The sequence below is a fragment of the Halochromatium sp. NSM3 genome (assembly GCF_059621085.1).
Genome location: NZ_JCAQIA010000015.1, coordinates 1 through 21,128 on the forward strand (window position 1 = coordinate 1; position 21,128 = coordinate 21,128).

Sequence of the window (21,128 nt, forward strand, 5' to 3'; positions counted from 1 at the left end):
GCCTTTCCTCGGCGGAAAAGGGGCTTGGCTGAAGAAGCTTGCTAATCAGGTGCCGGCTTGATGGGTTCCGCCTCCTCGCAGCCGAGTGTTGATGACGCTCAGGGGTCAGTGTCGAGTCCACTTCCGCCTGAGTATGTGATCGACCAGGACGGATCCGTCACGCTGCGCATCTGCTATAACTGGTCCTGTGCGCACAGGCAGACCATGACCTTCACTCCGGATGACATGGCCCGCCTAGAACGGCGTATGGCGGCTTGTACGGGCACAAGTCTTCACGATCGATTACAGCGTGTGCGTATCGGCATCTGGCAAATGGAGTTGCTGGCACAACAGTATCAGCCATCGTTGGCCAACGACCTGGCCATTAACGAGTTCGAGGCGGGCGTTGAGGGGCGCATGGATTGCGTCGATAACGCCAGCCCTTTTAAGGTCTAGTTCTCGCCCTGTCGCAACTGTTTGATTACACAAACGTGTATCCTGGCTGAGCACCCACGTCAGTTCGTTGCTGCACACGGCAACGTTCGTAAACAACTGATCTTGAATGTTGTTTTTATGCACCTTAAAAGGGCTGGTCGATAACGCCAGCAATACCACGACTTATCTGCATATTCTCCGGGATATCCGGGAATTGTCCGGCTGGACGATCGCATCGCCCAAGGTACGCGCTCGTTTCGATCTCATTTCGGTTCACTGGACGGCGGTCATCATCGATACGAACAGCGGCGCCCCCTGGAGTGTTGACTCCTGGTATCGTCCAAATGGCCATCTGCCAATGGTCATGCCCTTGCCGAGCTGGAGCGACATGAAAAAGGCCTGGGAACCGCCTTTCGGCCGGCTCAATGCGACCCCGCACTCAATCAATGAACTCTGTCAGACGCAGCGTATCGCGAATTCCGGATGATGGTCTGACCGGCCTGGTTTCCGGCAAAACATAGACAAGGCCAGCCGTCCCGGAGAACGTGCTCTGTATCACGTTCTCGAAGAATGGCACTGGAACATTGATGCAGCCATAGGAAATACGGTTATCAAGCGGCGATGGCGTGGCCAAGCGGTGCGCTCGGCGCTGTTCGGGTCTGCTCGTGATGACCGGATGCAAGGAGATGGCATTTTCGTAGTCCACCCAGAGTATCTCCTTGCCACGGGCATTGCGGCCCATGGTCGCCAGGAAACGACCCGCCGGCGTTGTACGATCCGCAGGAGGGATCTGTGACATCGGCAGGTGACCAACGCCGGGGGCTGTGTCATCCCCTTGCGCTAGGCCCAGCAGCACGGGGGCTGCTCCTTGCAGCGTTCCATCAACGTCAAACACATACACCTTGGCGTTGACTTTATCGACAATCGCGAATGGCATGTTGAGATTGTCTCTTGAACCGACAACCCAATCGGCCATCTCCCGTGTCCTGCGCGATGCCCTCTTTGCCGCAAAGTTGGCCTGCCTGGAACCCTTTGCCATGGTCGTTTTGGATTCCACAGCGAACAAGATATCCGCGTCATCAGCATCATTTGCACGAAACATCGGGCTAGGCCCATGAGCGACAGTGTCCACCCGCGTTGCCAGGTCCGGGCTGCAACCGGAAACTAACGCAACAACGCACAGGGAGAGTGCCATGCTGATGATGTGGGTGTTCTGGCGGCTTCGCACTGGTTCAACTCGGTTTACGCAGCGGGGTCCAGTTCACTGGGATAGCGCTCTACAGCAGATCGTTCAAAACGAAACCGATGCCGACCGACGTCTGTTTCCAGTTGTAATCGATCAGACTGTCTCCGTAGCCGGTAAAGGCATGAACATAACCGCGCAGTGGGCCGAGGATCGGACGCGAGGTCCAGGTGAATTGGGCCGCGCCTTTATCGGTCGCTGGATTGCCACGCCCCATGAGCGCGAAGCTCTGCCCGCGCCATTTGTAGATAGCGGTGATGTCGCCGTAGCCGTAATAATCGAGGATGTCAGGATTGTCATCGTCGTCGGCGTCGACATCGATGCGATACCAGGGCCGGACCAGCAGGGCGACGTTGTCCCGTTCGATCCCGATCTCGGCGATGACACGGTTCCAGCCCCGCGAGATGGGGTCGGAGCGGCCGTTGGACTGGTGATTGATGCCGACATTCAACAGGTTCCAATTGAATCCGCCGAACGAGAGCCCGGGCCGATAGCTCAACATCAGCTCTGGCATATAGTTGGTCTCGCGAAACGGACGTGAAAGCTCTCCGTTGTAGACCTGCCACTGACTCTGCTGCGTGTAGCCCGCCCAGAGCCCCCACCGTCGATCGTCGGTGGTCCAGAGTCGCGCCTTGAAGCTGATCTGAAAACGCGCCTCGACCGGATCAAGATCCTGATGCTCAACCGCAGACGAATCGAACACGGAAGAGGACGGCTGCTCGTTGACCGAGTTGGTATAGCGCCCGAACAGCAGATAATTCGGGCGGTACAGAGTGATCGTATAACGGGTCGAGGCAGGGTCGAAGCCCCAGGCGGCGTCGATCAGTGACACCGGGGCGGCGACCGTCGCCGCCGACGGGTCGGACGGCTCAGGCACGGGCTGTGGAGGCGCCAGGGAGGCGCGCGCGGGCGCCGGCTTTGCGACGGTGCCCTGTCTGCTCGCCTGGTCGTAACAGGCCAGCCGCGCCCGGTCGGCCTTGATCGCCGAACAGTCGGCACCGCCCGACGGCGTCGCGTGCGCAAGCAGGGGGACACCGATGACGGAACCGATAACGATCGCGGCTGCGATCAATGGGGGCCGAGGCCAAGCATCTCGACGGACTTGAGTCAACATTGGTCGCTTTTCTCCGTTGGCGAACGCGTCTCAAAGCGGGTGCCAAGGCGCAGACATCCGCGAAGGCATCCCGGTCGACCGGGATGATGCAACGCAGCTCAAGCTACGCTTCCACTCAGGTCGATGTCCGTACGCTAACGCACAGAGCGAGCGGCCACCATGGAGGATCATCCAGGTATCCACCGATTCAGTCATCCCAGGTACACTCGCCAAGCCCACGCGACCAATGGCTGACGCGCTGCGGCTGAACCGACCACTTCGTCATCAACCCGGGAGATGTCCGCCATGTCGGATCGCCAGCGTCGCCTCGTCGGCTTATTGCTCTTGATCGTGGGGCTTGGTATCGCCTCTTCGCAGGCGCTGCTGGCCTCATGCAGTGGCTCGGCGGTGGCCGCTTCGGTCACGACGACGCGTTGAGGAGGCTAAGATGAAGCGCTTGCTACTGCTCGTCGTGTTCCTGGTCGTCGCCGTCACGATCCTTGTGTTGCTTTGGCGGCGACTGAGCGGACAGGGCAAGGCCGGGGACGACCTGGCTCGACTGACCGCTGCCCAACCGGACTGGCCGCTGTTCGTGTTGCCGCTGCCAGCAGCCGTCGCGGCGCTCGTGGCGCTCCTCGGCGGACAGCTCGGGATGCTGCTCGGCGACCTCATGGGCTACGGCTTGATGCTGGGTGGTGCATTGCTGGTCCGGCTGGGGTTAGGCGACGGACGGGCGGCGATCGGCGCCGCGCGCTGGCGGCACCTTCCGCCGAAGACCTTAGGCGCCCTGCTTCTCGCGCTCGGCAGCGGCATCACGGCCTGGCTCGGTGCCGGACATCATCCGGGCATTGCCCTAGCCTTCGCGCTGCTGACGCTGCTGGGCTTGCATCTCGCTTATGGTCTCGATCTCTCCTTCCAGCACCGGCGTCCGCCCGGCCTGGGCGCGCAGGGCGCGGCGTCGCTGCGGGAGGCCGCGCGTGCGATTGCCGCCATCGAGCAGGCGCGTCTGGAGATCCGCCAGCCGGAGCTGGACACAAGGCTCGCCAACATCTCGGCGTTGGCGCAACAGATCCTCGAACGCCTCGAGGATGATCCGCGCGATCTGTGGCAGGCGCGCAAGTTCCTGACGGTCTATCTGGAAGGCGTACAGCGAGTCGTCGAAGGCTACGCCAAGACCCACGACCGCGTCGCCGCCCCCGAGCTGGACCAACGCTTCCGCCATGCCCTGGAGACCGTGGAGGCTGCCTTCCGCAAACAACACCAGGTGTTGCTGGAGCGGGATGTCGAAGACCTCGACGTCCAGATCGAGGTACTGACCCAGCAGTTGGAGCGGGAGGGTATCCTTTAGGATACGGGCCTAGGGATGTTCTTGGTGTTGCTGAACAGTGTGTTGGTGGAGGCGGCGGGAATCGAACCCGCGTCCGCAAGCCCTCCGCCGTCGGTACTACATGCTTAGCCCGGTCTATTGTTTTTAACCTTCCAACGCCCGACGGGCAGGGCGATTGGTCGGCGATCCCGAATTAGGTTTTAGCGATCTCGGTCCAGGCCCCCGCGATCGCGATCCTGTGTGATGTTACCCCACGAATCCGCCGCCCACAGGCAAGAGACGGTGTGAGGCCCGCTGGGTTTAAGCAGCGAGAGCGTAGTTGTCGTCGTTGGCAACTATAGATTTGCGGATGGATTTACGAGGTAGCCCGCACCTCGGCATGCACCTAGGGTTTTGTGACCCACGTCGAAGCCATGTCGCCCCCAAGAGAACAGAGTAGACACGCTATCACCAGATTGGTTCCGTGGCAATCTCGGCGATCTAGCCGACTTCATCTACTGTCTTGAGAAGCACTGTCAACTGGTGCTGTCAACTGTCACAGCAGCGCGACCGCCTTGATCTGGGCATAGACCGATTGCGCAGGCGCCAGCGCCAACTGCTCGGCCGCGCGCCGGGTGACACGCGCTAGGATCGGCGAGCCGCTGACTTCGAGCTTGACCAGCCGTAGCGCCGGATGGCTGTCGTCGCCGAGCGACAGGACCCTGGCCGGTAGCGTGTTTTGGATGCTGCTCTCATGGGATGGCTCGCGGGTGATGCTGACATCGCGCGCGAGGATGCGCAGCCGCACATGGGCGCCGATCTCGGCACCGGTATCGCGCGTCCAAAGGCTGGCGCCGCAGCAGGCGACGCGCAGCAGATGCCACTGCTCATCGCGTTCGGCGACCTGGCCATCGAGCACCACGCCGGCATCCTCGCCGAGGCGGATCGGCAGATCGAGCCGCGATAGGGTCGCATTGAGTGGTCCGCTCGCCAGCACCCGGCCGTCGTCCATCACCAGGATGTGATCGGCCAGCCGCGCGACCTCGTCCGGCGAGTGACTGACATAGAGCACCGGAATCTCAAGCTCATCGTGCAGCCGCTCCAGATACGGCAGGATCTCCTGCTTGCGCTTGAGATCCAGCGCCGCCAGCGGCTCGTCCATCAACAACAGGCGCGGGTTCACCGCCAGCGCCCGCGCGATGCCGACCCGCTGGCGCTCGCCGCCGGAGAGCGCCGCCGGCTTGCGTTGCAGCAGATGACCAATGCCGAGCAACTCGATCGCCTGCTCAAGGCTGAAGCGGTCAGTGTCTCCCTGTCCCGGCGAGTTATCGCTGATGCCGGTGCTTGCATCCACGTTGGCGAAGAAGCGACGCCAGCGCCCAGATGGCTGCTGCTGCGCTTGAATGCGTCGCTGCCCATAGCGCAGATTGCCAAGCACGCTGAGATGCTCGAACAGGCTGGCTTCTTGGAACACGTAGCCGATCGGTCGGCGATGCGTTGGCACCCAGGTCTTGGCATCCTGCCACCTCTCACCCTTGAAGCTGAGCCTGCCAACCGCCGCCCGCTCCAGACCGGCGATGCAGCGCAGCAACGTCGTCTTGCCGGAGCCGGAATGGCCAAACAACGCCGTGACGCCGCGCGCTGGCAGCCGTTCATCCACATCCAGCGTGAAGCCGGGCCAGGCAACCTGAAAACGGGCTTCGATCAGTGATGGCGGCGGCGGCTCGGCTTGCGGGTTCTGAGCCTGCCGCGCAACCGGTCGGCCACCCTGCTGACCTGCTTCTGTCATCGTCGCTTGCCGATCGTTCATCGCTTCTTCGCTCCTGGATTCCAGACATACAGCACCAGCAACACCAGAAACGAGAACACCAACATGACGGCAGCGAGTCGGTGCGCGTTGCCGTATTCCAGCGCCTCGACATAGTCGTAGATCTGCACCGAGGCGACGCGCGTCACGCCCGGGATGTTGCCGCCGATCATCAGCACCACGCCGAACTCGCCGACAGTGTGCGCGAAGGTCAGGATGCCGGCGGTGACAAAGCCGGGCAGCGCCAGCGGCAGCGCGACGCTGAAGAAGCGATCCAAGGGCGATGCGCGTAAGGTCGCGGCGGCCTCCAGCGGGCGGTCACCGATGCCCTCGAAGGCGTTTTGCACCGGCTGCACCATGAACGGGAAGGAATAGAACACCGAGGCCACCACCAGCCCCCAAAAGGTGAACGGCAGAAGGCCGATGCCCAGGCGCTCGGTGAACTGCCCGACCGGCCCATTCGGCCCCATCGCTACCAGTAGATAAAAGCCCAGCACCGAGGGCGGTAGCACTAGTGGCAGCGCGACCACGGCGCCGATCGGTCCTTTCCAGCGCGAGCGGGTGCGCGCCAGCCACCAGGCGACCGGCGTGCCGACCACGAGCAGGATCAAGGTGGTGACGCCAGCCAGGCGCAGCGTCAGCCAGATGGCCTCGAGATCGGTGTCAGTGAGTCCCATGGGCGAACTCCGGGATGGCGTGTTGAGAGACCATGTCACTCGGTCTCATAGCCGAAGTCGTGGATGATCGCCCGAGCCGTTTCACCTTGCAGATAGGCGAACAGCTCGATCACCGCCGGGTTGTCCTGACCCCGCTTCAGAATCAGCGCATCCTGACGAATCGGCGTGTGCATCTCGCTCGGCACGATCCAGCCCGAGCCCTTGATGATCTTCCCGTCCTGCATGACCTGGGACAGAGCGACGAAGCCGATCTCCGCGTTGCCGGTATCGACGAACTGATAGGTCTGGGCGATGTTCTCGCCCATCACCAACTTAGACTCCACAGCGGTCTTCACGCCAAGCGCCTCCAGCGTCTCGATAGCGGCCTCGCCATAGGGCGCCAGCTTCGGGTTGGCGATCGACAGCCGATTGAAGTCGCCCGATCTCAGCAGCGCTGGGCCATCGCTCACCTTGTCGGCATCGGCGGACCAGAGCACCAGTGCGCCGATCGAATAGGTGAAGCGCGAGCCGGGTAGGCCCTTGCCCTCCTCCTCCAACCGCGCGGGGCGCGTCTGATCGGCGGCGAGCAAGACATCGAACGGGGCGCCGTTCTTGATCTGGGCATAGAGCTTGCCCGTAGAGCCGTAGGAGGCCTTGATGCGGTGATCGGTGTCTTCCTCGAAGCGCTCGATGATCACTTTCATCGGCGACGTAAAGTTACCGGCCACGGCGATCTGAGCATCCTCGGCGGAGACGCTGCTGGCGACCATGAAACTGAAGGCGACGAGGACTGGGCGGACAGGCTGCATTGAGTTCTCTCCTGAGACGATTGAAGAACCGGATGGGCTGCCGGGTCAGCGTTGTGCCAGATCGCTGAGCATACGATATCGCAATATACAAAACGACATAACGATAAGCGATCGTGCGAATGGTATGCAGAATGCATGCCGGCTTCGCGTCGCGCGATCCATCGGATGCGGATGCTCGCTGCTCCAGCCATCCGCATCTGCGGCGCGGCACACTCCGATTCCTTAAGCTCAGTGAGAAAAATGCTATGAAGATCAGTGCTCGAAATCAGTTCCACGGCAAGGTGGCGCAGGTCACCATGGGGGCCGTCAACGCGCAGGTTCTGGTGACGCTCGCCGGTGGTGAGCAGATTGTTGCCATCGTCACCAATGAGAGCGTCAAGTCGCTCGATCTGAAGGCTGACGCCGACGTCATTGCCCTAATCAAGGCCTCCTCCGTGCTCGTGATGACCGACGACACAGGCATCCGCCTATCGGCTCGTAACAGCCTGAGCGGCAAGGTAAACGCGCTGGAAAAAGGGCCGATCCATGCCGAGGTCAGCATCGGCCTGCCCTCCGGTGAAAGCGTCCATGCCACCATCACCCACGCCGCCTGCGATGCGCTCGGGCTCGCTGAAGGCGTCGACGCCACCGCCGTGATCAAGGCGCCGTCGGTCATCCTCGGTGTGCCCGAGTAGGCAGGCTTAGCCAATGCGCAGTATGCACTAGCATATACCGCTATCCTCGTTTCAGGGGTGACCGTTGCTCGACGACGGTGCGCCCCGTTTAGGCGGCCTTGGCTGTCGTCTTTCAAACAATCCTGAACAGGGGCAACGATGTTGTCCGGTTCTCAACCCGCTAGCGATCGATTCCGACCATGCCTAACCTCTACCCGCCGGTCCTCAGCGACCACGCGCTGCAGCAACTTCTGACCGAGGACGTGCCCTTTGGTGATCTCACCACCGAATCCCTTGCCATCAACCCCAAGCCCGGCAGCATCCGCTTCTTCGCCCGCGACGCGATGACCGTCTGCGGCGTCGAGGAGGCGGTGCGCCTGTTCCAGCTCTGCGGCGCCGAGGCCGAGGCACGGATCAGCTCCGGCACCGAGGCCGCGCCGGAGACGCTCCTGCTCGAGGCGCATGGCAGCGCCGGCGCACTGCATCAAGGCTGGAAGACGGCGCAGACGCTGATGGAATGGTGTGGTGGCATCGCCAGCAGTGCTGCCGCCATCGTCGCCGCCGCGCGACGCGGTGATCCGAACGCGATGATCGCTGGCACGCGCAAGAACGTTCCCGGCAACCGCCGGCTCGCGGTCAAGGCATTCAAGGCCGGTGGCGCGGTGATGCACCGCAATGGGCTCTCGGAGACGCTATTGATCTTTGCCGAGCATCGGCTGTTCCTCGCTGATGAGGCGCCCGCTGAAACGCTCGCGCGCTTGCGCCGGCAGTGTCCCGAGAAGCGGGTCGTGGTCGAGGTGGCAACACCCGAGGAGGCGCTGATCTGGGCCGACGCCGACGTGCTGCAGTTTGAGAAATTCAGCGCTGAGAAGGTGGCCGAGACCGTCGCGGCGCTCACCGCACGCGGCTCGCAGGCCGTGGTTGGTGCCGCAGGTGGCATCAACGCCAAGAATGCCGAAGCCTATGCTCGCGCCGGTGCGCGGCTGTTGGTGACGACAGCGCCGCACCTGGCGCCGCCAAGGGATGTGCAGGTGCGGTTCTACTGCTGAGCAAACCCCCTGGCGTGGCATGCTCTAGGTTTGAGAAGTTCAGGTCCGAGCTGGTGCCAAGGAGCCATTGTGCAGGTTAAGGTTACTTGAGGCACGAGCCTTTGTGACAGCAAGCGGTGGCGCGCACTTGGCGTGGATTGTGCAAGCCACGCGCTCAGAACGCCGCCTCGCGTGCTTATCGCACCAATCTGGGTCATGCCGTCGCGGCAAGGCCCCGCCCAACACTGCAGGTCACCACCATGATCGATCCCATTCGCGAGCTTGGCCTCCATACCGGGGCATCCGCCGATCAGCCCGACGGGTCCCGCGCACCGCTGTCGCCCGAAGACCGCCAGAAGCTGCATCTCTACATCAACTTCAAGCTGATCTCCTCCGGCCAGCCCCCCTGCGGCACGGCGGCGACGGCGGACTTCATGGAGATCGCCCATGATTTGCTGCTGAGCTATCGCGAGAAGAACCGGCTGCTGGCGTCCTACCATTGCCCGGTGGATCGACGCATCCAGGATTTCCTCGGGCGCTATTTCGAGGATCTGGAGCTGGATCGAGTCCCGACCCTGCCCTTCCAATCCTTCATCCTCGATCGTCACGGACTAGCCCGCGAACTCTCCGTCCCCGTCGATAGCGACGTCTTCACCTCGGACATCATCTCCAGCTATCGGGTGGCGCAAGGCGTGCTGCACAATCCGGCGAGCGACCGACGTACCACTGCGGGGTCGTTCCATGTCGCCGAGGGCGGGCTGCCCATCCCCGGCGACAAGAAGGCGGTGCCCAAGGCGGTCTTCGCCAAGCTGCTCGGCGCCGCGCTTGCTCCCCCCGAGGATCTGCTGACCATCCCTTTTACCGCCAATCACAGCGAGCCAGCACGGATGTTTGTCTCGCTCCTGTTGCGGCCCTTGGTCTGCCCAGAGGTGCCCGGTTTTCAGGCCGAGAAGAACATGGAGGTTCGCTTCTTCGCGCCGGGCAATCTGGTCTCCAACCTGGATTTCGTCGAGAGCATCTTCGGCAACGGCGGCAACCCCTATCTGGCCGACTTCGACGCCGCCTTGGATGTCGATCACTGGACCGGCCATACCGGCTGCGTGCTGCTCGCCCCGCACCTGACGCAGCTCACCAAGCAGGCGCTGGGTCTGCCGCACATCGACCAGGCCACTGAGCGCCAGCGCGCCGAGGGCATGTGCTGGACGGACCCGGAGGAACGCTACAACGACGGCAATGCCTTCAAGATCACCGCGCGCGATGCCTCGGGGGTCATCATCACCATCCTGGCGGACAACTATTTCGGCTACTGCAAGAAAGAGGTCAAGACCCAGATCAGCTTCGCCGCCAACCTCTTCGGCCTGGCCGAGGAGGAGCACTCGGGCGGCGCGCTCGCGTTCGCGCGCTTCAACCACGGCGAGGAATTCGGCGTCGATCCGGCCACGCGCGAGCCCGGTTACGACTTCGCCGAGGTCGCCGCGCGTTACGGCGCGATCATGGACCTGCAGCCAGAGGGCTATGGCATCGACAAGCGCTTCCCTCAGGTCGTCTATGTGCCGCAGAAGCTGCGCATGGATTTGCTCGCCCAGCGCATCACCTGGGAGCACGCCGGCGCAACCCGCTCCATCCGGCTGCGGCCGGACAGGATCTACATCCAGCCCAACGGCTACAAGGTCGAGATGCAGAAGCACCCGGGCGCGCCGTCCTGGCGGCTCATCGGCACCAAGCCGGAAGGCACCTTCTGTCACAAGCCCTGCACCGTCTCCGGCGGCGGCAAGTCGGAGATCTCCAAGTCGATGGAGGACGCGGTCCTCTATGGCCCGATCTTCGTCGACGATCTGAATCAAGATCTGGACCGGGTGCAGGAGATTTTCGATCGCGACTACCAGCACCGCTTCCGCCCCGGTTTCGAGCACGAGGACCACGACGCCGGGCGTAAACCCTTGTCGCCGGAGCGCAGTCTCGGCTCGCTGATCAAGCTGCTGACGCCCTCGCCCAGCCACACCCGCGAGTACAACACCTGGCTCAAGCTGATCCCGCCACGCTTGCTGGCGCTGACCTTCATGATCAAGCGCCTCTACCGGCCGAGCTGGGGCGAGGCCTGGCGCGAGCATTTCTCGGTCGACGAGATCGACGGCGCGCCCGGGCACGAGCTGAAGGCCTTCGGGCGGCGCATCGTCGCCACCTACCTGCGCGTCGGCTTTGATCTCGACAGCAAGTGGCGGACCTTCAAGCTGCGCCAGGACTTTATCGCCGCCGAGAAGATCCAGATGGAAGACGACATCACCGCCTCGGTGGTGGTGCCGCCGGCGGCGGTCAGCGGCTGCCGGGACTCGGCCTGCGCCGGCGAGCACAGCCTCAAGCTCGCCCGCAACTGCGAATACCGGCTGTTCCAACGCCCGGACGACGCCATCCTGCCCGGCTTCGATAAGCAAACCGAACGCGAGATGGCCCAAGATGGCAACTTCCTGGCCAACTACGAACCGCTGCGGGGACCGACACTGGATGCGGTGATCGACGACGTGATGACCTTCTCGACCTTCACTGCACCGATGCGCGAGCGTCTCGCGCAGGCGGCGCGCGACGGCGTCGCCGTGGTCTCCTCCGCACATCCGCGGCTGGTCGACGGCAAGCCATCGAAGAACCCGCGCTACCTGCAAGTGCGCCCGGATCTGGTCAACCCGGTGCGCCGCCATGTCGCCGAGATGGGCACGCGCCTGCACCGCAAGCTGCCCCTGGAAGTTCCGGTCTGCCACCCGGTCGATGCAGTGCTGACCGGACGCCGCAACAACCCGCCGGAGCCGGGCATCCGGGCGCTCGCGGTCTACAACCCGATCCACTATCAAGAGCTGCCCGAGCTGTTCATGGACTTCATCTGCTCGCTCACCGGCAAGTCGCCCTCGACCACCGGGGCCGGCAGCGAAGGGGCACTGACCAAGGCGCCGTTCAACGCCGTGCGCCCGACCGTGGATCTCAACAACGCCCTGGTCTCCTACATCCTCACCGGCTTCGCCGGGTTCTCCAGCTCCGCTGGTCATATCGGCCCGGATGTGAAGGTCGCGCATGACGTGTCCCTGTTGATCCCGGAGATCTGGGCGCGTCTCACCGAGCAGGAGCGCGATCCAGCGTATCTGATCGCCAACGACTATCTGGAGCCACTCGACGACTTTGAGCACCAGGGCCGCACGGTGCTCGCCAGCCGGCTTGGCTATCGCATCACCGAGCGCTTCGTCGCCCACTTCATGGGCAAGATCTTCGACAACCCGCACGCGGTCTTCACCTCAGCGATCCTGCGCCCGGAATCGCAGAGCCTGGAGGTCTTCGTCGACGGCATCGAGAACATCTGCGAGGCCCAAGAGCGCGTCGCCCGGCGCTATGTCGAGGACGGAAGCATTGAGGACGCCTGCCCGCCGCTTGAGGCCCTGCTGCACATCATGGCGTATGGCCACTATCAGGGCCGCTCGATCAATGATCCCGCGATCCGCAACCTGTTCACCCGCGAGTCGCTCTTGAACGCCGACTGGTATCGCGAGCGCCTCGAGGTCAAGCAGCAGCGCGACATCCAACTCGCCCGGCGCCTGGTGTTGAACCTGCAGCAGTTCATGGACCTACGCCACTACGCCGACGAGGCCGACCGGCTCGACGCCGCCGCGCGACTGGAGCGCGCCAAGGCCGAGCTGGCGCGGGTACAGGAGCCTGCTTACCTCGATGCCTTGATCGGCACCATCGGCGCGGATCCACTTGCGCCGGCACGGGAGATGATGGTCGAGGCCGAGCGCCGGGCCGCCTAGGGCTGTAGTCGCGGCTCACCGATACGGGCGAGCATCCAGGCACTGGGAGCAGCATCGGTGCCGAAGGCGACAATGCGCCTGTGGGTACCGCAGTTCCGGCGGGCAGCGGCATCGAATCGCGGATGGAGCACGGGTCGCGATCGGGCGCGGCGTTACCGCGTCAGCGTCATGAACAGCCGAGGCAGGCGTTCAGGCAGGCGCTCAACGCAGTCGATGACCGTGTAGCGCCGCCCGAAGATATCGCCGACATAGTCATCGGCACAGGGATCGAGGTTGATGCAGTAGCTGTAGACGCCCTCCCCGTCGAGTTCCTGCACGGCCTTGCGGGCATCTTCGATCAGGCGCTTAGGGTCGGCCTCGTCGATATCGGCGGGCTCGCCGTCGGTCAGCACCAGCAGCAGCCGCTTCTCGGCCTTGCGCCTGGCAAGCGCGCGGCCGGCGTGGCGCATCGCCGCGCCCATGCGGGTGGACCAACCCGCCTGCATGGCCGCGAGCCGCGCCTTCACCGGGTCGCCCCAGTCTTCGGAGAAGCCCTTGATGTGCTGATAGCGCACCTCGTGGCGGGTGTTCGACGAAAAGCCGGCGATGGCGAACTCGTCGCCCAGGGTGTCGATGGCCCAGCCGAGCAGGGCGACAGCGACCTGGCTCAGTTCTAAGATACTCTGGGTGCCGCCCTCGGGGGTCAGATTCACCGACTCCGAGAGGTCGATCAGCAGCGACACGGCGATGTCGCGACCATCGGTGCGATAGCTCATGTTGATGCGCGGGTCCGGCTGGCGGCCGGCACGCAGATCGGTCAGCGCCCGGATGGCGATGTCGAGGTCCAGCTCGCTGCCGTCCTCCTGATAGCGTTCCCGCACCAGGTGCTGGGGCTTCAGCAGGTCGAGCAGTTGCTTGAGCTGTTTGGCCAGACCGGCGTGCTGGGCCAGGAGCCGGTCGATCTCGGCGGCGTCGCCGGGCGGGTGCAGGCTCTCGTAGAGGCTCACCCAGTCGGGCCGGTAGAGCCGGCCCTGGTAGTCCCACTCCGGATAATGGCGCGGCGGCAGCCGGTCGGGCTCCGCCTCGTCGACTTGCCGGCGCGGCGCCTCGAAGCTCTTCTCCTCGTCGCCGGCCTCGATGTAGCGCCAGAGGTGGCGATTATCGTCGCGGTAGTCGATCTCGGTGTTGTCAAAATAGACATTGGCGGAGAGATCGGACTGGCGCCGGGTGCGGGCGATGTAGGCCACGGCCAGCGCGGCCACGTCTGCCGTACTGTGCCCCGGCTGCGCCATCAGTGCGAAGAACCTTGAGACGAAGTCGCAGAGGGCCGGATCACGATACTCATACTCGCGCGCAAGCACGGCGTAGGAGAACATCGCCAGCCGATGCCGGATGCAGGAGGCCTGTTCCGGGTCGCAGGCGTCCTCCACCGGTCGCGGGTGCAGCGCGAGCCAGAGCGGGCGCAGGCCGGCATACTGCTGCATCGCCAGGTAGTCGACGCGGCTGTCCTCGAAGGTCTCGATGGCCACGCGCTGAAACGGGCTGTAGTTGTCCGCGATCATCGGCGTGCTCCAGCGCCGGTGGGCAGCGATATGGGCGAGCAGCGCGCGGTAGCGGTCGAGCCCCGAGACCCCGGCCCGGGGCTCATAGACGTCCGGCAGCCGGATGCCGAGGGCGTCGTAGTACGGCATCGGCTTGCGCAGCAGATCGAAGGCCAGCGAATAGGGCACGAACTGGGCGCCGTCGCGCCACAACGCCCGCAGATACAGTGTCAGCCGCCGCTCCTGGTCGGCGAACAGCGTCCCATTGCGCTCGCGCTGGAAGATCGCCCGACTGTCCGCCGACTGCAGGCTGAAGTAGTCCTTCTGGCGCTCCGGGTGGGTCAGATAGTGTTGCAGGCCATAGTCGATCCAGTTCCGCAGGCCGGCCAGCGATAGCTCGGCGAGCAACAGCGGCATACGCTCCAGCAACAGCGACAGGCTGGGGCTTGGGATGGTCGCGGACTGGTTGCCATGGATCGAAGAGCTGGTGCGGCGCGCAAACCCCATCAGCAGGTCGATGTAGTGCTCGAACAGCGCATAGCTGCCGAGGCGGGCGGTGACGCCGACGATGCTCTGCATGAAGGCCGGGATGGCACCGCCGTTGGGGGTGCGCGACAGGCGCCAGACACTGCGCGAGACCAGTTCCAGCGCCTCCTCGCCGAGCCGCTCGGCGATCCGGGGCATCTCCTCGAGATAGATCAGCACCGGCTCGACCCCGCGACCGATCATGCAGACCAGCGAGGCGCCATCGAGATAATCGGTCATGCCCTGCTCGGACAGCCGGGTTTCGGCCTCGCGCAGGCAGTCATCGAAGACCGGCTCGATCTGCGGAAAGTTGCAGCCGAGCCGCGCACGATAGCCGGCCCGGCGGAGATCAAAACCTGGCATCGCCAATCAGCCTGCCTGGGTCTGAGCGGGGCTCGAGGTGCTGGTCTGTCCGCTGGCCTGATCGCTCGACGGATCACCGGCCTGGGCATCGAACAAGGCGTCGATGGCGTGATACAGCGTCGAGCGGATGTCCGCGTCGTCGGTGATCGGATCGACCAGCGCCATGCGACAGGCCGCTCGCGGTGCCACCCCACGCTTGAGCAGCCGCGCGGCATAGACCAGCAGACGCGTGGAGATGCCCTCGTCGAGTCCATGGCCCTTGAGGTTGCGCGCGGTCTCGGCCATCTTCACCAGCCGGCGGGCCAATGCCGGGTCAGTGCCAGTCTCGGTGGCGATGATACCGACCTCGGTCTCGGCATCGGCGTAGTCGAAGTGCAGCGCCGTGAAGCGCTGTTTGGTGGACTGTTTGAGGTCCTTCATCAGGGACTGGTAACCCGGGTTGTACGAGATCACCAGTTGAAAATCCGCGTGCGCCTCCAGCAGCTCGCCCTTCTTGTCGAGCGGCAGAACGCGGCGATGGTCGGTGAGCGGGTGGATCACCACGGTGGTGTCCTGGCGCGCCTCAACGATCTCGTCCAGGTAACAGATGGCGCCGATGCGGGCCGCCGTGGTCAACGGACCGTCGAGCCAGCGGGTGCCGCCGGTATCGAGTAGATAGCGTCCGACCAGGTCGGACGCGGTCATGTCCTCGTTGCAGGCAACGGTGATCAGGGGTCGGCCGAGCCGCCAGGCCATGTACTCGACGAAGCGCGACTTGCCGCAGCCCGTCGGCCCCTTGATCATCACCGGCAGGCGCTCATCCCAGGCCGCCTGATACAGCGCTACCTCCTCATGCAGCGGCTGATAAAAGGGTTCTTGCTGGATGAGGTACTGCTCGTGCTCGGTCATGGTCACCGCCAGATCGCAAATGAAAAGCCCCCGCTGGAGCGAGGGCGTCGTTGAGGCTGGATTATTTGTGCGCCGAAGCACCGAGCTTATCGCGCCAGCCGGGATAGATCTCATCGGCATCATGCGGGAAAGACTCGAAGGCGCGGGCGAATTCCTTGTGCTCCTTGGCCCATTCGATCGGGTCGGCGCCGGCCTTCCAGCATTCATAGGCCTGGCGCAGCGACTTGGCACCAGCCGCCGGGCTGTCGATATGGCCATAGGCGCCGCCGCCGGCGGTGTTGATCACGTTGCCATGGCCCAGGTTCTCGAAGAAGCCGGGCAGGCGCAGCGCGTTCATACCGCCGGAGATGATCGGCGTGGTCGGCTTCATGCCGAACCATTCCTGGTGGTAGGCCGGGCCGGTGTAGCTGTCGCGCTCGATGATATAGGCGATGGCGCGATCCTCCTTGCCACCCTCCATCTTGCCGTAGCCCATGGTGCCGACATGGATGCCGGAGGCACCCTGCAGGCGCGACATCTTGGCCAGTACGTAGGCGCTATAGCCACGCTTGGCGCTCGGCGAGGTCACGGCACCATGGCCGGCTCGGTGATAATGCAGATACTGGCCCGGATACTGCCGGCGGGCGGTCGTCACCATGCCGGGGCCACCCACATAGCCATCGACCAGGAAGGCCACCTTATCGGCATCTGGCCCGAACGCCTCCAGGATGAAATCCGCGCGCGCGCACATCTCGTAATGATCGTCGGCGGTAATGTTGGCCGAGAACAGCTTGGCCTCGCCGGTCTCGTCCATGGCCCGCTTCATCGAGTCATAGACCAGCGGATAGACCTTTCTGGCCGGACAGAACACCTGGTTGCCCTGCGGCTCGTCGTTCTTGATGAAGTCGCCACCGAGCCAGAACTGATAGGCCGCTGCGGCGAAGGGCTCCGGGCGCAGGCCGAGCTTGGGCTTGATGATGGTGCCGGCGATATAGCCGCCGTCCTGCATCGGGCGGCCGAGGATGCGCCACATGTCCGAGATGTCCTTGGACGGGCCATCGAACAACTGAATGGCGCGCGGCGGCATGAAGAAGTCGTACATCTTCGCGTGCTTGATGTCACCCATGCCCTGATTGTTGCCGATCGTCAGGGTCAGGAAGGACACCAGCATCATGCGGCCGTCGGTCATGTTGCGATCGAACAGGTCGATCGGATAGGCGATGCGCATCTCCTCAGTCGCCTCGTCGATCTGGTAGACGATGGCGTCGAAGTGCTTCGTGAAGTCGTCGGTGGTGGAGACCTCCACATTGGTGCCGGTGGAGGACTCGGCGGCAAAGTGGGCGGCGGACTCCAAGTAACCGTAGCCGGGCTGCGGGGTCATCTTGTAGGCGCACAGGATGTGGTTGCCGCCGGCGATCAGATCCTCTTCGCGCAGGCTCAGATCGGCATAACGGACGGATTGGTCAAGCGCCATGGTAGGGATATCCTCGGTGGTAGTCGTCGCTGCATCACGCGGCATGTTGTTGGCTGCCGTTCCCGACCGGACCGCTAAGTCGGGCTGGTCGGTCGGACCGCTAGGCTGGCATTCGAACCGATTGGCTCGCATGGAGAGAGGCCGCTAATTCCACACAAAGTATACGCCTTTAGCGATCCAGGACCAGGTGACGCTATCTATGCCGTCGATCATCAATTCTTGATAGGTGGCCTGCCCTACTCTCGACGCGAGCTTGCACGCCTTGCCACGGCAATGCAGAAAGCCCGACTGCCGTGGTGAGACAAGGTGGTGAACTCTTCCAGTTCCAGGCCGGCGGCGCGGATCTGCGCCTTGAACGCGTCTGCGTAGGTCACGCGCCCGAACTCAATGCTCGTCACCCGCTTCAGCATGGGCTTGAGGATCTCCATCCAGCGGTCGGGCTGCATCTGAATGGTCTGCGTGAAATAGAGCCTTCCGTCCGGGCGCAACAGCGCGGAACAATGCCGCAGCGCCTGCTCTGGCTCGGGCAGCAGCATGAAGCTGCTGGAGAAGTACACGGCATCGTATGGCCGGCCCTGGTGATCGTAGACGGATTCGAGACGGACCTCGGCACGATCTCCCAGCAGGGAATCTCGAAGCCTTCGCCGGGCCCGCTCGACATAGTCGGCATCGATGTCGATGCCGGTCACCTGGAGCCCCTTCTGCTCCACGAGGTCCGCGTTCGCCAGCAGGGCTCCGGCGGTACCGATGCCGACGTCCAGTAGCGCGGCATCATCGGGCAGGCGCCGAAGCACCTCCATGTACCAACGGGAGGTGAGTCTGAGGATCAGCGTGTCGTAGATGTAGCTTCTATAGCTTCGGATCATGGACGTCAGTCGCTCACACCAACAATCACACTCGCGGGCTGAAATAGCGCACAAGCCGGTATTTGCTCGCTAATCCCGAGCGGCTCTAGGCGCTCGGCATCGATCAGGCCGCGCACCGTGATGCCGGCCTCGAGCGCGATGACCACCTCGGCCGGACCGTCGCTGCGGGTGATGCGCTGAACCTGTCCACAGAGTCGATTGAGGCCAGGCTCGGTGCTACTGGTGTTGGGGCTGTTGCTGGAACTGGCGTTGTGGCTGGTGCGGACGGATTCAGGCTCAATACGCACGGCCACGGCCTTGATCAGCGCCCAGACATGGCGCCCCGGCTTGAGCCCGAGACAGTCGACGCTTTCATTGGTGACGCCAGCGCGGACCCGCGCACCGCCCTGGATCGCGATCTCGACCTCGGCATCGACCGGCCGCGCGGTGACCGAGACGATCTGCCCGATGAACTGATTGCGGGCACTGGTGCGCAGTGCCAAGCGCTGCAGCATCGCCACCCCGGCCTCGGGATCGCCGAGCACCGCGTTCACGCTCTCCAAGAAACGCCGGTATTCGGCCGAGATGGTGCGATAGGCTGCGATCAGCCGACGCCCTTCGTCGGTGAGCCGTGCACCACCCCCACCCCGCCCGCCCGTCGCCGTCGCGACCACCGGCGCTGGCGCCAGGTTGTTCATCGCGTCGACCGCATCCCAGGCGGCCTTGTAGCTGATTCCGGCGGCCTTGGCGGCCTGGGTGATCGAGCCGCGCTCGCCGATCTGCTCGAGCAGCCCGATCCGCCCCTCGCCGAGGAACGCCACCTCGCCGACGCTGAGCCAGAGTTCACCGCCAACGTTGACCGATGTCGCACGCGATGGCGCTGCGTCAGATGTCAGCGGCTTATCCATAGATCATCGAGAATCGTCAGGATCACCTTCTCGGCGACCACCAGCGCGATAGGCGTTGCGAGAAGGTGCGATCGGGAACACCTTCGTAGTGCGAGACATCGTTGAAGAGCCTGAGACGCGCCCGCACCGGGCTGACGAAATCGAGGATGTTCAACGCCGCCGGACTCTGATCCAGCCGATCCCGATAGCCGCGCGCGTCGAAGCCCAGCAGACTACTGATCAGAAGCCGGTTGGTTCCTTTGTGACAGACCACGAGCACTGACCCATGCTGATGCTGCTCGACGATTCGGCGCACCACCGGCAGTGCTCGCGCGAGCACCTGCACTCCGGATTCACCATCGCGCGGCGCCATCGTGAGTGGGTCTTCCTGCCAATCCTCGTACTCGTCGCCGTACTGGGCCTCGACCTCGGCGCGGGTCTTTCCTTCCCAGTGCCCATAGTCGATCTCGCGCAGCGCCGAATCGACGCGAACCTCAGCACCATGAGGTTTGGCCAGGATCCGCGCCGTCTCCACCGTGCGCCCCATCGGGCTCGCATAGATGGCATCAAGCGGCTCTGCAGCGAGGCGGCTGGCAAGACTCTCGACCTGCTTGCACCCCGTCTCGGAGAGCGACACGTCGGTTGCGCCCGAGAAGCGATCCTCGGCAGTCAGCTCGGTCGCACCGTGGCGAACGAGAAAAAGTCGCGTCGGCATGGTCGTTACTCGGTTGGTTCTTTGACATCCGCTAAATGCGGTCGCGGTCTCGGATCGCAAAGCCCAACACAGACTGTGCACACCATGCCCGGAACACAGTGCGTTTAGACCATGAAGCGAGGCCCGAGCGGACCTCGGCGTCGCTCAGGACGCACGCGGACCGGAGCAAAGTGGAAGTGATCCTGAGCCGTCATCGGATCCAAGTACAGATCCATCGGCACATAATCCCAGCCGCGCCGGCGCTCGAGCCGGCGCAACGGCATACTGTGCGCGTGGCGGCATGGCGGCCGCATCCAGCCCTCGGCTCTGGTTGGTTCTCGAATCGGGCTTCTGGCCGGCTGCCAGACTAACGCCCAGTATTTCGGTTGTACTGTCGCGGTCATGATGCTCCCTCCTCACGGTCATCGGCTCGGTGCTCGGTCATCGAGCACCGCTTACCGAATCAGTATAGTCGGTTCAACAGTCGGTATGGTGGCTTACGCATGAGACTCGGGCCTTGCCGGCGATTCGACCTGGCCAGACGCGATAGGTAGAATGAAGCGCCGTGCACAGCAGGAAGCAAACCATGAAAAAGCCTTTGTTTACGAAGCTTTTATTCTCTGTTGGGTTGGCATTCTCATGCCTAGCGCTGGCCCAGCCGGACGCTGCCACACAGAAAACGAACCGGCCCGATACCGAGATTCTACTGCGCGGAGCTGGGTCGAGCCCGACCGCCGCTTGCCGGCGCTGGCCATCGAGCGTGGCCTGGCTGTCGAGGCCATCCAGGACAGTCCTTTCCGCTTCCTGACCACGCACCGCGATTCGTTCGCCGTCATCGCGCTTGATCGCACGTTCGAGGGCTCCGGCGCCGCAGACCCACTCTCGCTTGCTGTTGCTGGGCTCAGACACGAACCGCCTCGCGCTCGACGTAAGTCGCCAACTCTCGGCGCAATGCCTTGCGAGTGGCCAAATCAACCGGGCGCCCGAGAAGGTCTTCGAGATAGAACTGCACGCCGAAGTAACGCTGCGAGGTCGACGGACCATCGAAGGACACGAGGATATCGATGTCGCTATCTGCTCGCTCATCGCCCCGAACGGTTGACCCGAAAAGCGCCAATTCGGCGACACCGAACCGTCGAGCCAGATCTGCGCACTA

At 63.7% G+C, this 21,128-nt stretch carries 20 protein-coding genes and 1 other RNA gene; 7 read left to right on the forward strand and 14 right to left on the reverse strand.

From position 1 onward, the window contains the following. Positions 1-60 precede the first annotated feature (60 nt). Positions 61-435 (forward strand): hypothetical protein, encoded by a 375-nt coding sequence (locus AC54T3_RS08110; RefSeq protein WP_496623864.1) that lies wholly within the window; start codon positions 61-63, stop codon positions 433-435. Positions 436-541: 106 nt separating this feature from the next. Then, positions 542-901: a hypothetical protein gene (locus AC54T3_RS08115; RefSeq protein ID WP_496623866.1), complete on the forward strand. Its 360-nt coding sequence runs from the start codon at positions 542-544 to the stop codon at positions 899-901. On the opposite strand, the gene AC54T3_RS08120 is transcribed toward AC54T3_RS08115, so the two are convergent. Both AC54T3_RS08120 and AC54T3_RS08125 read right to left on the reverse strand, forming a co-directional pair. Then, positions 854-1,516, reverse strand: coding sequence for a L,D-transpeptidase (locus AC54T3_RS08120; protein WP_496623867.1), 663 nt, complete (start codon positions 1,514-1,516; stop codon positions 854-856). The genes AC54T3_RS08115 and AC54T3_RS08120 overlap by 48 nt on opposite strands. Before the next feature lie 175 nt (positions 1,517-1,691). Continuing rightward, a complete protein-coding gene (locus AC54T3_RS08125) occupies positions 1,692-2,771 on the reverse strand; it encodes a phospholipase A (RefSeq protein ID WP_496623868.1) in 1,080 nt (359 codons plus the stop codon). 285 nt (positions 2,772-3,056) lie between these two features. On the opposite strand from AC54T3_RS08125, the gene AC54T3_RS08130 reads away from it, so the two are divergent. Together AC54T3_RS08130 and AC54T3_RS08135 are read left to right on the forward strand one after the other, a co-directional pair. Beyond that, positions 3,057-3,188 (forward strand): hypothetical protein, encoded by a 132-nt coding sequence (locus AC54T3_RS08130; RefSeq protein WP_496623869.1) that lies wholly within the window; start codon positions 3,057-3,059, stop codon positions 3,186-3,188. Between the two features lie 10 nt (positions 3,189-3,198). Then, positions 3,199-4,098 (forward strand): 5-bromo-4-chloroindolyl phosphate hydrolysis family protein, encoded by a 900-nt coding sequence (locus tag AC54T3_RS08135; RefSeq protein WP_496623871.1) that lies wholly within the window; start codon positions 3,199-3,201, stop codon positions 4,096-4,098. Between the two features lie 43 nt (positions 4,099-4,141). Here the strand turns inward: AC54T3_RS08135 and ssrA are convergent. The 4 genes from ssrA to modA all read right to left on the reverse strand — a co-directional run bounded on the left by ssrA (position 4,142) and on the right by modA (position 7,328). Further along, positions 4,142-4,501, reverse strand: a transfer-messenger RNA (tmRNA) gene (ssrA, locus tag AC54T3_RS08140). 111 nt (positions 4,502-4,612) lie between these two features. Continuing rightward, positions 4,613-5,866, reverse strand: a complete 1,254-nt coding sequence (modC, locus tag AC54T3_RS08145; protein ID WP_496623872.1) for a molybdenum ABC transporter ATP-binding protein — start codon at positions 5,864-5,866, stop codon at positions 4,613-4,615. Beyond that, a complete protein-coding gene (modB, locus tag AC54T3_RS08150) occupies positions 5,863-6,540 on the reverse strand; it encodes a molybdate ABC transporter permease subunit (protein ID WP_496623874.1) in 678 nt (225 codons plus the stop codon). Before modB ends, modC begins: the two co-directional genes overlap by 4 nt. 35 nt (positions 6,541-6,575) lie before the next feature. Next, a complete protein-coding gene (gene modA, locus AC54T3_RS08155; protein ID WP_496623875.1) occupies positions 6,576-7,328 on the reverse strand; it encodes a molybdate ABC transporter substrate-binding protein in 753 nt (250 codons plus the stop codon). Positions 7,329-7,459: 131 nt separating this feature from the next. On the opposite strand from modA, the gene AC54T3_RS08160 reads away from it, so the two are divergent. The 3 genes from AC54T3_RS08160 (at position 7,460) to AC54T3_RS08170 (ending at position 12,797) form a co-directional block, all read left to right on the forward strand. Further along, a complete protein-coding gene (locus AC54T3_RS08160) occupies positions 7,460-8,002 on the forward strand; it encodes a TOBE domain-containing protein (protein ID WP_496623876.1) in 543 nt (180 codons plus the stop codon). A 179-nt stretch (positions 8,003-8,181) separates the two neighbouring features. Next, positions 8,182-9,030, forward strand: a complete 849-nt coding sequence (gene modD, locus AC54T3_RS08165) for a ModD protein (protein ID WP_496623877.1) — start codon at positions 8,182-8,184, stop codon at positions 9,028-9,030. Between the two features lie 239 nt (positions 9,031-9,269). Beyond that, a complete protein-coding gene (locus AC54T3_RS08170; protein ID WP_496623878.1) occupies positions 9,270-12,797 on the forward strand; it encodes a PPi-type phosphoenolpyruvate carboxykinase family protein in 3,528 nt (1,175 codons plus the stop codon). Positions 12,798-12,949: 152 nt separating this feature from the next. On the opposite strand, the gene AC54T3_RS08175 is transcribed toward AC54T3_RS08170, so the two are convergent. The 8 genes from AC54T3_RS08175 to AC54T3_RS08210 form a co-directional block, all read right to left on the reverse strand. Then, complete coding sequence (locus tag AC54T3_RS08175) at positions 12,950-15,205, reverse strand: nitric oxide reductase activation protein NorD (RefSeq protein WP_496623880.1); 2,256 nt, start codon at positions 15,203-15,205, stop codon at positions 12,950-12,952. Between the two features lie 6 nt (positions 15,206-15,211). Next, the gene (locus AC54T3_RS08180; protein ID WP_496623881.1) at positions 15,212-16,093 is read right to left on the reverse strand and encodes a CbbQ/NirQ/NorQ/GpvN family protein; all 882 of its coding nucleotides are present in this window, start codon (positions 16,091-16,093) and stop codon (positions 15,212-15,214) included. A gap of 61 nt (positions 16,094-16,154) precedes the next feature. Then, positions 16,155-17,546, reverse strand: coding sequence for a ribulose-bisphosphate carboxylase (locus tag AC54T3_RS08185; RefSeq protein WP_496623883.1), 1,392 nt, complete (start codon positions 17,544-17,546; stop codon positions 16,155-16,157). 236 nt (positions 17,547-17,782) lie between these two features. Then, complete coding sequence (locus tag AC54T3_RS08190) at positions 17,783-18,412, reverse strand: class I SAM-dependent methyltransferase (protein WP_496623884.1); 630 nt, start codon at positions 18,410-18,412, stop codon at positions 17,783-17,785. Between the two features lie 5 nt (positions 18,413-18,417). Then, positions 18,418-19,299, reverse strand: coding sequence for a TOBE domain-containing protein (locus tag AC54T3_RS08195; protein WP_496623886.1), 882 nt, complete (start codon positions 19,297-19,299; stop codon positions 18,418-18,420). Positions 19,300-19,321: 22 nt separating this feature from the next. Then, a complete protein-coding gene (locus AC54T3_RS08200) occupies positions 19,322-19,993 on the reverse strand; it encodes a histidine phosphatase family protein (protein ID WP_496623887.1) in 672 nt (223 codons plus the stop codon). 456 nt (positions 19,994-20,449) lie between these two features. Continuing rightward, the gene (locus AC54T3_RS08205) at positions 20,450-20,881 is read right to left on the reverse strand and encodes a hypothetical protein (protein WP_496623889.1); all 432 of its coding nucleotides are present in this window, start codon (positions 20,879-20,881) and stop codon (positions 20,450-20,452) included. Then, a complete protein-coding gene (locus AC54T3_RS08210) occupies positions 20,874-21,116 on the reverse strand; it encodes a nucleotidyltransferase family protein (RefSeq protein ID WP_496623973.1) in 243 nt (80 codons plus the stop codon). The genes AC54T3_RS08205 and AC54T3_RS08210 overlap by 8 nt, the downstream gene beginning before the upstream one ends. Positions 21,117-21,128 lie beyond the last annotated feature (12 nt).

Coding starts and splice junctions, on each gene's coding strand:
- AC54T3_RS08110 (WP_496623864.1), top strand. CDS start 61: ATGGGTTCCGCCTCCTCGCAGCCGAGTGTTGATGACGCTCAGGGGTCA.
- AC54T3_RS08115 (WP_496623866.1), top strand. CDS start 542: ATGTTGTTTTTATGCACCTTAAAAGGGCTGGTCGATAACGCCAGCAAT.
- AC54T3_RS08120 (WP_496623867.1), bottom strand. CDS start 1,516: ATGTTTCGTGCAAATGATGCTGATGACGCGGATATCTTGTTCGCTGTG.
- AC54T3_RS08125 (WP_496623868.1), bottom strand. CDS start 2,771: ATGTTGACTCAAGTCCGTCGAGATGCTTGGCCTCGGCCCCCATTGATC.
- AC54T3_RS08130 (WP_496623869.1), top strand. CDS start 3,057: ATGTCGGATCGCCAGCGTCGCCTCGTCGGCTTATTGCTCTTGATCGTG.
- AC54T3_RS08135 (WP_496623871.1), top strand. CDS start 3,199: ATGAAGCGCTTGCTACTGCTCGTCGTGTTCCTGGTCGTCGCCGTCACG.
- modC (WP_496623872.1), bottom strand. CDS start 5,866: ATGAACGATCGGCAAGCGACGATGACAGAAGCAGGTCAGCAGGGTGGC.
- modB (WP_496623874.1), bottom strand. CDS start 6,540: ATGGGACTCACTGACACCGATCTCGAGGCCATCTGGCTGACGCTGCGC.
- modA (WP_496623875.1), bottom strand. CDS start 7,328: ATGCAGCCTGTCCGCCCAGTCCTCGTCGCCTTCAGTTTCATGGTCGCC.
- AC54T3_RS08160 (WP_496623876.1), top strand. CDS start 7,460: ATGCATGCCGGCTTCGCGTCGCGCGATCCATCGGATGCGGATGCTCGC.
- modD (WP_496623877.1), top strand. CDS start 8,182: ATGCCTAACCTCTACCCGCCGGTCCTCAGCGACCACGCGCTGCAGCAA.
- AC54T3_RS08170 (WP_496623878.1), top strand. CDS start 9,270: ATGATCGATCCCATTCGCGAGCTTGGCCTCCATACCGGGGCATCCGCC.
- AC54T3_RS08175 (WP_496623880.1), bottom strand. CDS start 15,205: ATGCCAGGTTTTGATCTCCGCCGGGCCGGCTATCGTGCGCGGCTCGGC.
- AC54T3_RS08180 (WP_496623881.1), bottom strand. CDS start 16,093: ATGACCGAGCACGAGCAGTACCTCATCCAGCAAGAACCCTTTTATCAG.
- AC54T3_RS08185 (WP_496623883.1), bottom strand. CDS start 17,546: ATGGCGCTTGACCAATCCGTCCGTTATGCCGATCTGAGCCTGCGCGAA.
- AC54T3_RS08190 (WP_496623884.1), bottom strand. CDS start 18,412: ATGATCCGAAGCTATAGAAGCTACATCTACGACACGCTGATCCTCAGA.
- AC54T3_RS08195 (WP_496623886.1), bottom strand. CDS start 19,299: ATGGATAAGCCGCTGACATCTGACGCAGCGCCATCGCGTGCGACATCG.
- AC54T3_RS08200 (WP_496623887.1), bottom strand. CDS start 19,993: ATGCCGACGCGACTTTTTCTCGTTCGCCACGGTGCGACCGAGCTGACT.